Annotated in this window: 8 protein-coding genes and 2 pseudogenes; 4 read left to right on the top strand and 6 right to left on the bottom strand. The window is 65.2% G+C overall.

The window, feature by feature from the left end:
• Positions 1 to 66 precede the first annotated feature (66 nt).
• The 4 genes from ACYX4P_RS08840 (at position 67) to ACYX4P_RS08855 (ending at position 5713) form a co-directional block, all read left to right on the top strand.
• Positions 67 to 1185 (top strand): pectinesterase family protein, encoded by a 1119-nt coding sequence (locus tag ACYX4P_RS08840; protein ID WP_248121134.1) that lies wholly within the window; start codon positions 67 to 69, stop codon positions 1183 to 1185.
• Positions 1186 to 1328: 143 nt separating this feature from the next.
• Entirely contained in the window at positions 1329 to 2744 is a 1416-nt protein-coding gene (gene uxaC / locus ACYX4P_RS08845; RefSeq protein ID WP_248121132.1) for a glucuronate isomerase, read from the top strand.
• Positions 2745 to 2764: 20 nt separating this feature from the next.
• Positions 2765 to 4210, top strand: coding sequence for a mannitol dehydrogenase family protein (locus tag ACYX4P_RS08850; RefSeq protein ID WP_292047073.1), 1446 nt, complete (start codon positions 2765 to 2767; stop codon positions 4208 to 4210).
• A gap of 3 nt (positions 4211 to 4213) precedes the next feature.
• On the top strand, positions 4214 to 5713 hold the full coding sequence (locus ACYX4P_RS08855; protein ID WP_312571123.1) for a UxaA family hydrolase: 1500 nt from the start codon (positions 4214 to 4216) through the stop codon (positions 5711 to 5713).
• A gap of 89 nt (positions 5714 to 5802) precedes the next feature.
• Here the strand turns inward: ACYX4P_RS08855 and ACYX4P_RS08860 are convergent, their stop codons facing one another.
• The 6 genes and pseudogenes from ACYX4P_RS08860 to ACYX4P_RS08885 form a co-directional block, all read right to left on the bottom strand.
• A complete protein-coding gene (locus tag ACYX4P_RS08860) occupies positions 5803 to 8580 on the bottom strand; it encodes a TonB-dependent receptor (protein WP_314136775.1) in 2778 nt (925 codons plus the stop codon).
• A 210-nt stretch (positions 8581 to 8790) separates the two neighbouring features.
• The gene (locus ACYX4P_RS08865; protein WP_248121126.1) at positions 8791 to 10242 is read right to left on the bottom strand and encodes an oligogalacturonate lyase family protein; all 1452 of its coding nucleotides are present in this window, start codon (positions 10240 to 10242) and stop codon (positions 8791 to 8793) included.
• Positions 10243 to 10270: 28 nt separating this feature from the next.
• Complete coding sequence (locus tag ACYX4P_RS08870; RefSeq protein ID WP_248121124.1) at positions 10271 to 12553, bottom strand: hypothetical protein; 2283 nt, start codon at positions 12551 to 12553, stop codon at positions 10271 to 10273.
• Positions 12553 to 13818, bottom strand: a complete 1266-nt coding sequence (locus ACYX4P_RS08875; protein WP_248121122.1) for a sugar MFS transporter — start codon at positions 13816 to 13818, stop codon at positions 12553 to 12555. The genes ACYX4P_RS08870 and ACYX4P_RS08875 overlap by 1 nt, the downstream gene beginning before the upstream one ends.
• Before the next feature lie 84 nt (positions 13819 to 13902).
• A pseudogene (locus tag ACYX4P_RS08880) lies at positions 13903 to 14202 on the bottom strand (SDR family oxidoreductase); the annotation flags it as partial.
• A pseudogene (locus ACYX4P_RS08885) lies at positions 14192 to 14680 on the bottom strand (fumarylacetoacetate hydrolase family protein); the annotation flags it as partial. The pseudogenes ACYX4P_RS08880 and ACYX4P_RS08885, both read right to left, overlap by 11 nt.
• Positions 14681 to 14760 lie beyond the last annotated feature (80 nt).

Genomic DNA, 14760 nt, shown 5'->3' on the forward strand with positions numbered 1-14760 from the left:
TCCCCCGGGAGACTGGGCGCTGACCGGTTAGCCGGTCGGCGCCCTCTTTTTCCAATCGGAGCCGCCATGCGCTTGTCCGTTTCGCGTCGTCAGGCGCTCGTTTCCGCCGCCCTTCTGCCGATGATGGCGTCGACCCGATCCTGGGCCGCCACGAGGGGATACGACGCCGTCGTGGGCACGACCGAGGCCGGTCGGCGGGTCGGCGCACCCGCCTATCCTGCGCTTTCGGCCGCCATCGCCGCCGCGCCCGCGGATGGACGAAAGCCGTTCCGCATTCTGATCACACGCGGGATCTGGACCGAGCAGGTCGTCGTCGACAAACCCTTTATCCATCTGATCGGCGAGGATCGCGCCGGTTCGGTGATCAATCACCTGGCGGCCTCGGGACTGGCGGCGCCCGACGGCCGGATGTGGGGCACGTTTCGCACCCCGACCCTGTTCGTGCGCGCGCCCGATTTCCACGCCGAGACGCTGACGATCAACAACGCGTTCGACGGCCTGGCGGAAATGACCAAGCCCAACGGTCTGCATTCGCATAATGGAGCAGGGCCGCAGGCTGTGGCCCTGATGATGGACAAGGGCTCGGACCGCGCCGTCGTCCGCAACTGCGACATCCTGAGTTATCAGGACACCCTGTTCCCCGATGCGGGGGCAACCCTGTTCGACCGTTGCCTGATCACGGGCAGCTACGACTTCATCTTCGGTGGCGGGCGCGCTTGGTTCGAACGCTGCGAGATCCGGTCCAGACTCCGATCTGGCGATGCGGTGGAGGGCTATATCGTGGCCCCAAGCACGCCCATCGAACAGGCTTACGGCTTCATCTTCCACGAATGCCGACTGACCCGAGACGCGGGTGTGCTTAAACACTCGGTCTTCCTGGGACGGCCTTGGCGGCCGTCCAGCGCCTTTCCCGATGGACGATACGGCGATCCTAGGTTCGTCGGAGCGACGACCTTCCTGAACTGCTGGATGGACGATCACATCGCGCCGGCCGGCTGGACCGCGATGTGGTACACCGGAAAGGACGGCAATCCGCGCACCATGCTCCAGCCAGAGGACGCGCGCTTCGCCACATTCGGCTCTCGTGGTCCCGGCCGTGCCGCATTCGCGCGAGGCGCTCGGCTGACGGCGAACGAGGCGGCGAGTGTTCGACGGAGTGACGTTCTTGGAGGCGCTCTTGCCTGACAACCTTCCGCATTAGCGAGCCGCTTTGCCGCTTTCCATAGAGATCGAAGCCTAGAGGTAACCGGTGTCTTTTTGGCGCCAGGCGTTGTATTGATCGGCTTCGCCAGTCCGTTTCCGCGCCGTATGACGAGCCGATCAGAACCATGCCCAAGCCTCTCAGCCTTAATCCTGATCGCCTATTTCCGGCCGACGTCGATAGCCGCGCCGTCGCGCGCCGACTGTACGCCGAGATCAAGAACCTGCCGATCATCAGCCCGCACGGCCATACGGATCCCAGCTGGTTCGCGCTGAACGAGGCCTTCCCCAATCCAGCCGAATTGCTGATCACGCCCGACCACTACGTCTTCCGCATGCTGCACTCGCAGGGCATGGCGATGGAGGACTTGGGCGTGCCGCGCGCCGACGGTGGTTCGGTCGAGGCCGATCCGCGCACGATCTGGCGACGGTTTGCCGAAAACTATCATCTGTTTCGGGGCACGCCGTCGCGGATGTGGCACGACTGGGTCTATGCCGAGGCGTTCGGCATAGACGTGCGGCTGTCGGCCGAGACGGCGGATCACTATTACGACGTCATCGACGCGGCGCTGAAGGCCGACGCCTTCAAACCTCGCGCCCTGTTCGACCGCTACAATATCGAGGTCCTGACCACGACCGAGAGCCCGCTCGACACGCTTGAGCATCACAAGGCCATCAACGCCTCGGGCTGGAAGGGGCGGGTGCTGACCGCCTATCGCCCCGACCCGGTGCTGGACCCCGACTATGAGGGTTTCCGCGACAATCTGAAAATCCTGGCCGAACAGACCGGGCGCGATACGCTGAGCTGGGAAGGCTATCTTCAGGCGCTGCGTGATCGCCGGGCCTTCTTTATCGAAATGGGCGCCACCTCGACCGACCACGGCCACCCCACCGCCTTCACCGCAGACCTGTCCAAAGGTGACGCTGAGGCCCTGTTCCGTCGCGTATCGACTGCTTCGGCGACGCCTGCCGATGCAGAACTGTTCCGGGGCCAGATGCTGACGGAAATGGCCGCAATGTCGGTCGAGGACGGACTGGTGATGCAGTTGCACCCCGGGTCGTTCCGCAACCATTCGGCCGCTGTCTTCAACCGCTTTGGCCGGGACAAGGGTTGCGATATCCCGACCCAGACGGATTACGTCCGTGCGCTTAAGCCGCTGCTGGACCGGTTTGGGTCCGACACGCGCCTGACCCTGATCCTCTTCACCTTGGACGAGACCAGCTACAGCCGCGAACTGGCGCCCCTGGCCGGTCACTATCCGGCGCTGAAACTGGGGCCCAGCTGGTGGTTCCACGACAGCCCGGAGGGGATGCGCCGCTTCCGCGAGCAGGTCACCGAGACGGCGGGCTTCTACAACACCGTGGGCTTCAACGACGATACCCGCGCCTTCCTGTCGATCCCCGCGCGACACGATGTGGCCCGGCGCATGGATTGCGGCTTTCTGGCCAAGCTGGTGGTGGAACACCGGATGGAGGAGGACGAGGCCCACGACCTGGCCCGCGCCCTGACCTATGATCTGGTAAAAGCGGCCTACAAGCTGTGAGCCGCCTTTCAGAGGACGGCTTGTCGCGCCTGCCCGCCGACGTCGCCGTTCCCGGTTACGACCGCGCCCAGGTGAAGACCGGCGTGGTCCATCTGGGCATCGGAGCGTTCCACCGCGCCCACCAGGCGGTGGTGTTCGACGATGCGCTGGCGAGCGGCGATCTGCGCTGGGGGGTGCTGGGCGCCTCGCTGCGGTCGCCGGGCGTGCGCGACCAGTTGAACCCGCAGGACGGCCTCTATACCCTGGTCGTGCGCGATGGATCGGACGAGCGTTTGCGCGTGATCGGCGCGGGGCGTGGCGTTCTGGTCGGGCCGGAAGACCCCGCCGCCCTGGTCGCGGCCATGGCTGACGCGGATATCCACATCGTCACCCTGACCGTGACCGAGAAGGGCTATCGGCTAGACCCGGCGACGGGCGACCTGCTGATGGACGATCCGGACGTCGCGGCCGATCTGGCGGACATTTCTGCGCCGCGCACCGCGCCAGGCTTCATCGTCGCCGCGCTACGGGCGAGGCGCATTGCGGGCCTCAAGCCCTTCACGGTCATCAGCTGCGACAACCTTCCGCACAACGGCAAGCGGATCCGCGCCGGCGTCATCGCCATGGCGCGACGGATCGACCCGTCGCTGGCCGATTGGATCGAGGCCGAAGGCGCCTTTCCGCAGACCATGATCGACCGGATCGTCCCGGCGACTATACCCGACGATATCGAGCGGCTCCGGGCCCATCTCGGCGTCCAGGACCAAGGCATGGTCAAGGCCGAACCCTTCACCCAGTGGGTGATCGAGGATTGGTTCGCGGGCGAACGGCCGGACTTCGCGGCCTTGGGCGTGCAACTGACCGACGCGGTCGAACCGTGGGAGGACGCCAAGCTGCGTCTGCTGAACGGCGCCCATTCGGCCATCGCCTATCTGGGCGCCCTGTCGGGTTATCGGCACGTCCACGAGGCCGTCGCCGTTCCCGCTTTCCGCGCCTATGTCGAGGCTTTGTGGGACGAGGCGCAGGCTACGCTGAACCCGCCGCCGGGCCTGGACATCCCCACCTATCGCGAGGCTCTGATGGCCCGGTTCTCGAACGCGGCCCTCATGCACCGCACGCGCCAGATCGCCATGGACGGGTCGCAGAAGCTGCCGCAGCGTCTGCTGGCCGGGGTCGCCGAACGCCTGGGGGCCGGGCAGGGCGTCAAGGCCATGGCCTTGGGCGTCGCGGCCTGGATGAAATGGCAGTCGGGCGTGACCGAGAGCGGTGAAGGTTTTCTCGTGGACGATCCATTGGCTGCGCGGACCGCCGAACTGCTGGCCGAAGCCGACGACGACCAAGAGCGAGTTTTGGCCTTGCTGAGCCTATCCGCTGTCTTCCCGCCCGCACTCGCGGCCGACCACCGGTTCATCGCTGCGGTCACGGGCGGCTATCTGTCGCTCAGTCGGAACGGCGCGGTCGAGGCCGCGCGTCTGGTCGCGGAGTAGTCCATGTCTCGCGTTCTGATCCTAAACCCGGCCGACGATGTGGCCATCTCTCTGGTAGACATCGCGACCGGCGAGACGCCCGACGGTCTGGACGCGACGGCGCGCGCTGACATCCCAACCGGACACAAGATCGCCCGTCATGCGGTGGAAGAGGGCGGTCTGGTCCGTCGCTATGGCCAGGTCATCGGCCGCGCCCGAGCCGCCATCGCCGCTGGGGATCATGTCCACGTTCACAATCTGGCCATGGCGGAGGACGGGCGAGAGGCTGAGGTCGGCGCTGATCTGCGCCAGCCTGCGCCGCTGTCGGGCGCAACCTTCAACGGCATCGTTCGGCCGGACGGTCGCGTCGGCACGCGGAACTTCATCGGCGTTTTGACCAGCGTGAACTGTTCGGCCACGGTCGCGCGGCGCATCGCAGACGCCTTCCCTGACGCCAGCCTGCCGGAAGGCGTCGATGGCGTGGTGGCCTTCACTCATCAGGGCGGGTGCGGGGGGGCTTCGCTAAGCAGCGACGTGACCCTGCTCCAGAGGACATTGGCCGGCTATGCCCGAAACCCGAACTTCCATTCCATCCTGATCGTCGGCTTGGGCTGCGAAGCCAATCAGATACCCGCCTGGCTGGCCAACGAGGATCTTGAGGCTGGCGCGCAGCTGCGCACCCTGACCATCCAGGAGGCCGGCGGCACCGCGCGCGCCATCGAGGCCGGCGTCGAGATTGTGCGTGAACTGGTCGCCGAGGCGGCCAGGATCGAGCGCCAACCTGTCTCCGCATCCCACCTTACCGTCGGGCTTCAGTGCGGCGGTTCGGACGGCTGGTCCGGCGTCACCGCCAATCCGGCGCTCGGCGCGGCGGTCGATCTGCTGATCGCGCACGGCGGCTCGGCCATGCTGTCTGAAACGCCGGAGATCTGGGGCGCTGAACACCTGCTGCTGCGGCGTGCGGCGTCGCAGGAGGTGGCGGACAAGTTGAACGCCCGCCTGGCGTGGTGGCGCGACTATGCCGACCGGCATCAGATGGAGCTGAACAACAATCCCTCGCCCGGCAATCTGAAGGGCGGTCTGACCACGATCCTTGAGAAGTCCCTGGGCGCCGTGGCCAAGTCCGGTTCGACGCCGTTGAACGACGTGATCGGCTATGCCGAGCCGCTGACGACGGCGGGCCTGACCTTTATGGACAGCCCCGGCTATGACCCGTGTTCGGCGACCGGCCAGATCGCTTCGGGCGCCAATCTGATCGTCTTTACGACGGGGCGTGGTTCGGTCTTCGGCGCCAAGCCCGCGCCGTCGATCAAGGTGGCCTCCAACGCCAAACTGGCGCGATGGATGGACGAAGACATGGACATTGACGCCTCGCCCGTCCTGACCGGAACCAGCCTGGCCGAGGTCGGCGCGGTCATTTTTCGGAAGATGCTGGATGTCGCCTCGGGCGAACCGTCCAAATCCGAAGCGCTCGGCATCGGCGACAACGAATTCGTGCCTTGGCAGGTCGGAGCCTATCTCTGATAGATTGGGCGATCTTCAGAAAAGAAGGCCCGGAGCGGTTCGCTCCGGGCCTTTTAGTTTATCACGCTGGAGGCGTCAGGGAGGGAAGCTCAGTACTTCCAGCGCAATCCCACGGCGATCTCTCGGCCGGTGTGGCGGTAGTCGGACACGCGGTTCGTCACATCGACGTAACGGTCGGTATAGGCGTCCGTCAGATTGATGCCTTCGAGCGAGAAGGTCAGGTTCGGTGTGAACTCGTACGACATGGAGGCGTCGATGTTGGTCGTGTCGTTGACGCCTTCTTCGGAGTTGCCGTTCGCACCGGGGAAGGACAACAGATACTGGCTGCGGTGCGCGAGCGAGACTCGGGCCTGGAAGGGGCCGTCTTCGTAATAGAGGGTCGCGTTGGCGGTGTTCTTCGACTGACCCGTCAGGCGGTTCTTGCCGGCCGTGCCATAGCTGACCTCCGAGTCCACCCAGGTCACATTGCCGGTGAAGCCGAAATTGGACCACAGGCCCGGCAGGAAGGTGAAAGGCTGTTGGTATTGTATCTCGATACCCTTCAACGCTCCGCCTGCGCCGTTCAGACGGCGCGTGACCTGGAAGACGTCGGTCGGGGTCGCTGCGCCTTGGAGCAGTTCGTTGGGCAAGCCCAACTGGTTGTAGGGGATGCCCACCGTCTCCGAGGTGATGAAGCTGTCGATGTCCTTATAGAAGACAGCGCCGGCCAGCAGGCCTTCGTTCTGGAAATACCACTCGACCGAAAAGTCGTAGTTGGTGGCGCGGAAAGGATCGAGCAGCGGGTTGCCGTAAGAGACGGTTCGGGTCGTCGGCGAAACGCTGCCGCCCGGCGTCAGATCGCCCAGCGTCGGGCGCGACATCACCTTGGCGGCCCCCAGGCGAATGACGAGGTCCTCGCGCGGCTCCAGCGCCAGGTTGAAGGACGGCAGCACGTCGTCATAGTCATTGTCGGTCGTGACATAATCATAGGTCGTGACCGGCGGCGTGCCGACGGCGATAGTCTGCCATCCCTTGGCCGTAACCTCGGTCTGGGCGTAGCGAATGCCGGCGTTGCCGCGCAGGACCATGCCAGCGACGGTCGTGCTGAAGTCGGCCTGAACAAAGATGCCCTTGTCCGTTTCGTCCACCTCGCGCTCGCTGCGGTTGGCGACCAGCGGATCGTCATAGAAGCTCAGGAAGTTCGCGATCTTCGAGATGTCTGGGGCGATGAAGCTGAGGTCCGAGCCTGCGCCGGCCTTGACCCCGTCGCCGATGCTGACGACCCGGCCGATGCTGTCGACGCCCGTCAGGCGATCGGCGCCGGTCAGATTGGTCTTGGTGCGCGTCAGACCGAAGGTCTCGAAGCCATAGGTGCGGTATTCGCCCCCCACCTTGAAGGTGATCGAGTCGGACCAGTCGTAGGCCAGAGAGCCGGCGCCGACCTTGTTATCGAAGTTGCCGCCGCCATTGCTGCGCGTCGCATTGACCAGGGTGAAGCGCTGACCCGACGTGACGTCGAAGCCATAGTTGATGCGCGGCGCGCGATCATTCTCTCGGAAGTCGAACGTATAGCCGTTCACGCCCGCGGCCTCGAAGGCGTAGGCGACGTTCAGCGGCGTGCGGGCTTCCGACCGGTTGGCGCCGACCTTCAGATTGCCGTGCAGGCGATCGGTGAAGTCGTGGCGTAGGTTCAGCGACGCCTGATAGAAGTTGCTTTCGTTACGCGTGAAGCCGTTCTCGGCGCGAACCAGCATGTTGTCGAAGACGCCATACGACAGAATGTTCTTGTCGGCGTCGATCGCATAATCACGCACCACGACATTGTTGACGTTGGCGCGGCTGAAGGCCCAGGCCTCGATGTTCGGGCTTTCCAGTTCCGAGTTGAAGCGCGACCAAAGCACGTCCAGCACAGCCTCGGTGCGGTCGCTTGGCCGCCATTGCAGCGCACCCGTCATCCCCAGGCGATCTTCCTGAGTGTTGCCCAGGGTGTAGCGGGGAATGCGTGGGTAATAGGCGCTGAGCAGGGCGTCGCGCTGCGCCGTCGTGATGCAGGGGATGCAGCCCGCGAAGTTCTGGCCCAGGCCGTAGGGGTAGTTGGGATAGTCGGCGCGGGTCTTGCCGGCGGGGATAGGCGGATTGATCGCGCCGGACTGCCACCGCGTCGTGTTGAAGCTGCCCAAGATGGGCGAGCGCTCGGAATAGGCGACTGAGATCAGGGCGCCGAAGGTGCGGTCCTCGTTCGACCAGCTTAGCAGGCCGGCAAGTCGGGGCACGGACTTTTCGGACAGATCGTTGTACGAAGCCTGCACCGACAGCGCGGAGTTCAGGCCGCTGCCGCCGAAGTCCAGGGGGCGGCCGGTCTGCAGATCGACGGTGGCGCCCAGAGATCCTTCTTCGATCTCGGCCGACTGGGTCTTGCGGACCTTGATGCTGTTGAACAGCTCGGACGCGAACATCGAGAAGTCGAAGCTGCGGTTACGATTGCCGCCCGACGCGGCTTGGGCCTCCAGGCCGTTGATGCGCGTGCGGGTGAAGTCGGAACCCAGGCCGCGAACCGAGATCGTCGTGCCCTGGCCATTGACGCGGTCGATGGTCACGCCGGGAAGGCGCTGGATAGCTTCCGCCAGGTTCTGGTCGGGGAAGTCGGCCATGTCCTCGGCCAGGATGGCGTCGACGGCGCCGGCCTCGCGACGCTTGATGTTCAGCGCCTGCTGCAGGCTGGAACGGAAGCCGGTGACGACGATGTCGTCGACCGTGGCGGCGCCGGTATCCTGAGCGACGTTCTGTGTTGCAGGTTGGGGAGCAGGGGCAGTTTGCGCCATCGCCGCCGATGCGCCCGTCAAGGCGACCAGGGACACGCCGACGGCGCACAGAGTCCGGGTGGTCATCCGTTGCATTCGTTCTCTCCCTTATCCCGGAACCCGTATGGCACCGGTGTCATTTTTTGATACGACGTCACGCATAGTTAGACGACATTGTGCCGTTTATTGCAACGGCTTCCCGCATTTTGCAACCAATCTTATCTCGAACCGCGTCCACCGACCCTGAGCTCCTAGGCGAAAAGACTGGCGATTCAGACAGATGGAATGTCGATGTTTCTACGCCGCGCGCGCCACTTCGACCGCATAGACGTGATTGGCGCCGTGCATGTTCGACACGAAGACGATCCATTTGGCGTCGGGCGTGAAGGTCAGATTTGGTTCCAGCCGGTAGTCATGATTTGACAGGTCAACCAGTCTTTCAGAACGCAGATATTCTACGAAGATTTGGTCCTCCTTGTCACTCGACGGATCGGCGTCGACGATGGGTTCGGGACGTAGCAAGACAATCCATTTGCCGTCGGGCGCATGGGCGACCATGTCGCCGTCGCCGCCGTCGCCGGCGAAAAGACTACCGTCCGGCGAGACGGTGTAGTGGACGGACCAGTCGTTCTGCTCGACCCGGCGATAGACGCGGCGGCCCGTCTCCAGATCGACCGAGGCGACCCAGAAGACCTGACCGCGCGGCGTCTGCAGGTCATAGAGCACCTGTTTGCCGTCAGGGCTGAACCATTCGTGACCGAAGATCTCGAAGTTCATCGTCCGCTGGTGGGTCTTCCTCAGACCCGTGCCGTCGGCGCGGATGGCCCACATCCGGTCCACGCGGTGCCACGGCCCTTCGTGGCAGAAGATGATCTGCTGCGGATCGGTGGGCGAGAACTGGGTGTGGCCGATCCATTCCGTGGTCTTGTGGATCACGCGTCGTTCGCCCGTCGCCATATCGACGACGAATATCTCCATCGGATAGCCGGCGGCCCAGCGCTGGAGCATTCGAACCCCTTTGGCGCGGGCGAAGTTCAGCGGCTTTCCGTCCGGCCCGTTGGCTTCGTACTCCGCCTGATCGAAGCGGCGGTTGCGCGGGTCCGGCACGCTCGGCTGAAGCGGCTGACTGTCATAGGCGACGAAACCCAGCAGCAGAGTCTCGTCGGCGTTGACAGAGTTGATTTGGCCGTTCGGGATCCGGCCGATCTCGCGTCTCTGCCTGGTGTCGGCGTCGATGACGAACAGGGTCTTGGCCCGGTCCATCAACTGGCCCTCGCCAGGCGCCGTGACCGAATAATAGACGTTGCGACCCTTGCGGCCGGTGAACATCAGGTCGGCCTCGTGGTCTGGAACCAGGACGCTGACGGCCCAGGTGGCCAGATCGACGGTCGAGATGCCCTGGGGCGTGGAGATGACCATCAGGTCGGGCGCCCCAGCCTTCTTCGGCAGGAACATATTCTTGTAGAAGTAGGGCTTTCCGCCCCCGCCGTCGGGCGAGACACGGCGGATGCGATGGCCGGTTTTCGGATCGACCCACTCCTTCGGCACGGGGCCCTCCCAGCGCGGCGGCTCGACAGGCGTCTCTTGTGTCGAAGGCGGGGCAGTGTTGGGCGCCGGCCAGACCGGGGTCTGGCCCGGCGCCGGCGAGAGGGTGGGCGCGGCCTGCGCCTGGGCGTTCGTCGTGGCGAGGGCGCCGACGGCGGGGGCGGCGAGCAGGGCCTTCAGGGCGGTGCGTCTGGAGGTCGTCATTTTGGGGCGTTCCTCTCGGTTATCTTGATTACGGCGCGGGCGTCAGGCCTTCGACCCGGACGGTCCAGCCTTCCTTGGGAAAGCCCGGCGCGTGGCCGCTCGATCCGTCCCAGCCCGCCGCCATCAGGCCGACGGCCATCAGCAGCGACCCGTTGGACGGGAAATAGGTCTCGGCCGCGCGGCGATAGCCGGGACCGTCGGGATTGACCGCCATCGTCACCCCGCCGGCGCCGGCCGAAACGGGCACCAGTTCGTCGGCGTGCTCGTCCAGGTGAACACGCGGGGTCATGCCGGTGACGCCCCACTGATTGTTCTTCAAATCAGCGAACAGCCAGTCCACGGCCTTTTCGGGTTCGCCAAGGCGGGCCGCCGTCATGGCCATCATCGGGAAGTCCCAGCCCCAGGTCTGGCGCACGTCCCAGGTCTTCTCCACCGCCTCGAAGGTGCGGCGCATGGCGGCCGGATCGATCCGCGCGCCGGGGATGAAGCCATAAGCCATCAGGAAGGACGGATGGTCGCGGTTCTTGCACTGGGCTGCCGCTGCGTGTCTGCGACAGGCGTCTGACATGGCCGCCCCCCAGAAATCGGGCACGCTCTCGACGGGCAGATACAAGCCGTCCTTCATCGGCGGCGGTGCGATCTTCGCCAGAGCCTGATCCCAGTCGGCGCGGCGGGCCCGGCCCTTGCGTTCGCGCCAGGCTTGCGCGGTTTCCAGCGCCCAGCGGAAATATTCGACCTCGAACGTCGGGTTCACCGTGGTCAGGGGATCGTAGTTTTCCTGAGCCGGAATCATCGGCGCGCCCAGGTTCAGCCGGCCGTCGTGTTCGATGGGCCAGGAGGCCAGAAGATCAGCGGTGGCTTCGACCACCTCGCCGTATCTATCCAGCACTGCGGCGTCCTTGTCGGCGCGCCAGACCAGTTCGGCCAGAAGGATCGGATGCGGCTGCTGCCACATGATGAAAGGCGAGACGAGGCTGGGGCTATTGCGGCCCTCAGGCCCGACCATCTTGGGCCACCAGGCGCCTTTCACGTGATGGCGAGCGGCCTCTGCGCGGGCGTTAGCCAGATTGCCGACATACCAAGGCAGGCTGCGCTCCAGAATGTCGGGATGGCCCCACATGGCCTGCCAGCCGGAATGCCAAGGGTGCATTTCCAGGTGGAACTTGCCGTACCAACTGTTTGAGAACAGGCCCTCTTCCTGCGGCGGCAACTCGCCGGCGCCGTTCACGGCTGACAGGTATTGCGACAGGACTACGCGGCGCTCCAGCTCGGCCGCGCGGGGATCTGTCGAGCCGGTGAAGTCGACGGCGCCGCCGTGGGTCCAAAAGCCGTTCCAATGTGCGGCGGTCGCCTGGACGCCGGCGGAATAGGCGGGTGTTTTTTCGGCGGGCTCGTGCTGCTCGAAACGCACCATGACGGTCAGTCGATCACGACCTGACGAGGCGACGCGGAAGGCGTCGGCGCCGCTCTGCTCGATCTTACCGGAAGCGGTGATGCCGGAATAATAGGTGGTGTCGTCCAGGGTGCGACGAATATGGACATCGCCCGTGTCGGAGGCGACCATGGTCAGGCTTTGCGCGCCCGTGGCGTCAAAGCTTGTCGGATCTGGATTGATTGCGGGGTTCACGCCCGGATAGCGGACTTGGACGCCCAGGCCCTGCGACGCGACCAGGGGTGAGGCGATCTCGACCATGACCATGTCCAGCGTGGGGTGGACGCGGGTCACCACCTCGACCGGCTGGCCGTCATAGGTGAAGCGGCTGGTTAGGGCGCCGGTCCACAGGTCCAGCGTCTGGCGCGTGTCGGCGACCTTGGCGAAGTCCAGCGGCTTGCCGTCGGCGAAGGTCAGGCCGATGCGGCTGAGCGAGAACCGATGGGGATTGGCGCGCAGCCACGTGTAGGCGGGCTGGGTCTCGGCCACGGCCCAAGACTTCATCCAGGCATAAGGTTGTTCGCCCCGACCGGGCACCGGCACCTCGATCAGGCCGTCCTGCTCGGTATATGCGTTCGGATTGGGAAAGCTGTGCCACGCCCACTGGGCCATGGTCAGCAGGGGCGACAGTTCCGAATACTGCTCCGGGAAAGTCTGAAGCCCGGTGATGTCGGCGGTGAATCCCAAGTCGCCGTTGCCCAGCATGATCGGGGCGTGGCGATCGATGGCCGTCAGGCTGACGTTGTGGCGCGTGACCAGGGCGTGTCGGTCGATCGGCGCGGTTGGGGCGACGGCGGCCGTAGGCGTCACAGTCTGGGCGCAGGCGGCTGTGGGGCCGGCCAGCAGGGTGAAGGCGAGCAGAGCGTTGCAAAGACGCATTACTTCACCTCCGGTTTCGGCCCCAGTCCGGCGCCCTTCCAGCCATACCAGGCGACGACGGTGAAGCAGGCGGCGGGAAGGAGGAAGGCGACATTGGCGCCGTAGAGGTCGGCGATCCTGCCCATGGGCCAAGGCAGGAGCACGCCTCCGCCAATAGCCATGACCATCAGGGACGAGGCCTTCTTGGTCCCCGCGCCCAGGCCGGTGGTGCCCAGGGCGAAAATGGTGGCGAACATGGTGGACATGAAGAAGAAAACGGCCAGCAGGGCGATGGGCGAAACCTTGTCGATGCCCGCCGCCACGATCAGGGTCAGGGCGACGTTGATCACGCCATAGGTGGTCAGCAGGACGCGCGGCTTGATCTTAAGCAGCAGGGCTGTGGCGAAGAAGCGGCCGACCAGATAGCCGATGGCCGCCAGCGACAGCATGAAGGCACCTTGCTGCGAGGTCAGGCCCTGCCAGTTGTGGGTCACCAGATTGATGAAGTAGGCGCCGATGCCGACCTGGGCGCCGATGTAGAGCGCTTGGGTGATCACGCCGGCGATGAAGTGCGGCTGTCTGGACAGGGGCAGGTCGGAGGCGTCGCCCTCGATCGCGCCGCCGTGGTCGGACAGGCCGCTCTCGGGCAGGCGGGCGCGCCAGACGGCGATGGCGAACAGGACCACGCCGACCGCAATCAGCCCATAGACGACCTGGATCGAGCGCGTCGCGCCGCCCAGAGCTTCGGTCGTCGTCGGGCTGAAGAACACCGTCCCGCCGATCAGCGGGCCAAAAAACACGCCCAGCGCATTGAACGACTGGGCCAGGTTCAGCCTCTGTGACGCCTTGGCCGGATCGCCGAGGACGTTGACGTAGGTGTCGGCGCTGGTTTCTAGGATGCACAGGCCGGCGGCGAGAACGAACATCGAGCCGACGAAGGGCAGGAAGGCGCCCGCACCCGCCGCCGGGATGAACAACAGGGCGCCGATGGCGGTCACCGCAAGGCCCGAGACGATGCCGAACTTGTAACCGCGCGCGTGCAGCAACATGCCTGCCGGGATCGACAGCAGCAGATAGGCCCCGAAATAGGCGATCTGCAGCCACGCGCTGTCGGCCTGGCTGATGTTCAGCGTCTCCTGGAAATGCTTGTTCAGCACGTCCAGCAGACCATAGGCCAAGCCCCAGATCAGGAAGCAGGCGATGGCGAAGGCCAGCGGGCCCTTAAGCGAACCGGAAGGTTTGGCGAGCCCTCCGGGGGTGTGGGCGGCGTCGGTTTCGATGACCATGGGGTACTCTCCTGGATGTCCTCGGCGCCTCGCCGTCTTGATGCGGCTTCGGCGGTATGACGAGCGGGGTGTGCGCCGCTCCTTTCAGTACGTCGTTCTTCCGCCGGAGGTGTCGAAGGTGGAGGCGGTTGTGAAGCTGCATTCCTCGGAGGCCATGAAGCAGACCATGGCGGCGCTTTCGTCGACCTCGCCGAGGCGGCCCATGGGGATCTTGGAGCGCATGTAGTCGACCTGGCTCTGGGGCAACTGCTCCAGGATGGGGCTTTCGAAGGTGGCGGGGGTCAGGCTGTTGGCGACGACGCCCTTGCCGGCCAACTCCTTGCCCAGCGACTTGGTGAAGCCGATCACCCCGGCCTTGGAGGCGGAATAGGCGGATGCGATAGGCGCGCTCGGACACGTCGTTGATCAGCACATAGCCGGCGACGTGATCCAGGGCCTCTTCCTTGGTGACGTAGGACGCAGGCTTGCCGATGACGATGCCCAGCTCGACCTCCCAGTCGGTCTTCTCCGAGCCACGCGGAATGACCACGTCGTCGTTCGGCCCGTTCAGGCAGGTGATGGCCTTGGTGAACAGCACCGGCTCGGCCGGGATCGGCAGGTTGGATTCGGCGGCGTGGTCGGCGAAGTTCAGGCCGATGGCCAGGAACTTGCGCACGCCGTTTATCGGCACGCCATAGCGGGGCTGGCCTTCGACCAGGGGCAGGGTGGTCGGGTCGATGGCCTTCAGCGCCTCGAGCGCAGAGCCATGCAGTTGGTCCGGGGTGATGTCGGCGATGTGGCCCGACAGGTCGCGGATGCGCCCCTCAGTATCCAGCGTGCCCGGCTTTTCCTGGCCCCTGGGGCCGTAACGCAGCAGTTTCATGGTGGGGGAAGGGCTTTCGTCTTAACGCGCGTAGGGGCGATGCAGGGCGATGTCGCGGTTCAACTCGACGCCGAAGCCGG

Source organism: Brevundimonas sp. ABV4_179, assembly GCF_056311945.1.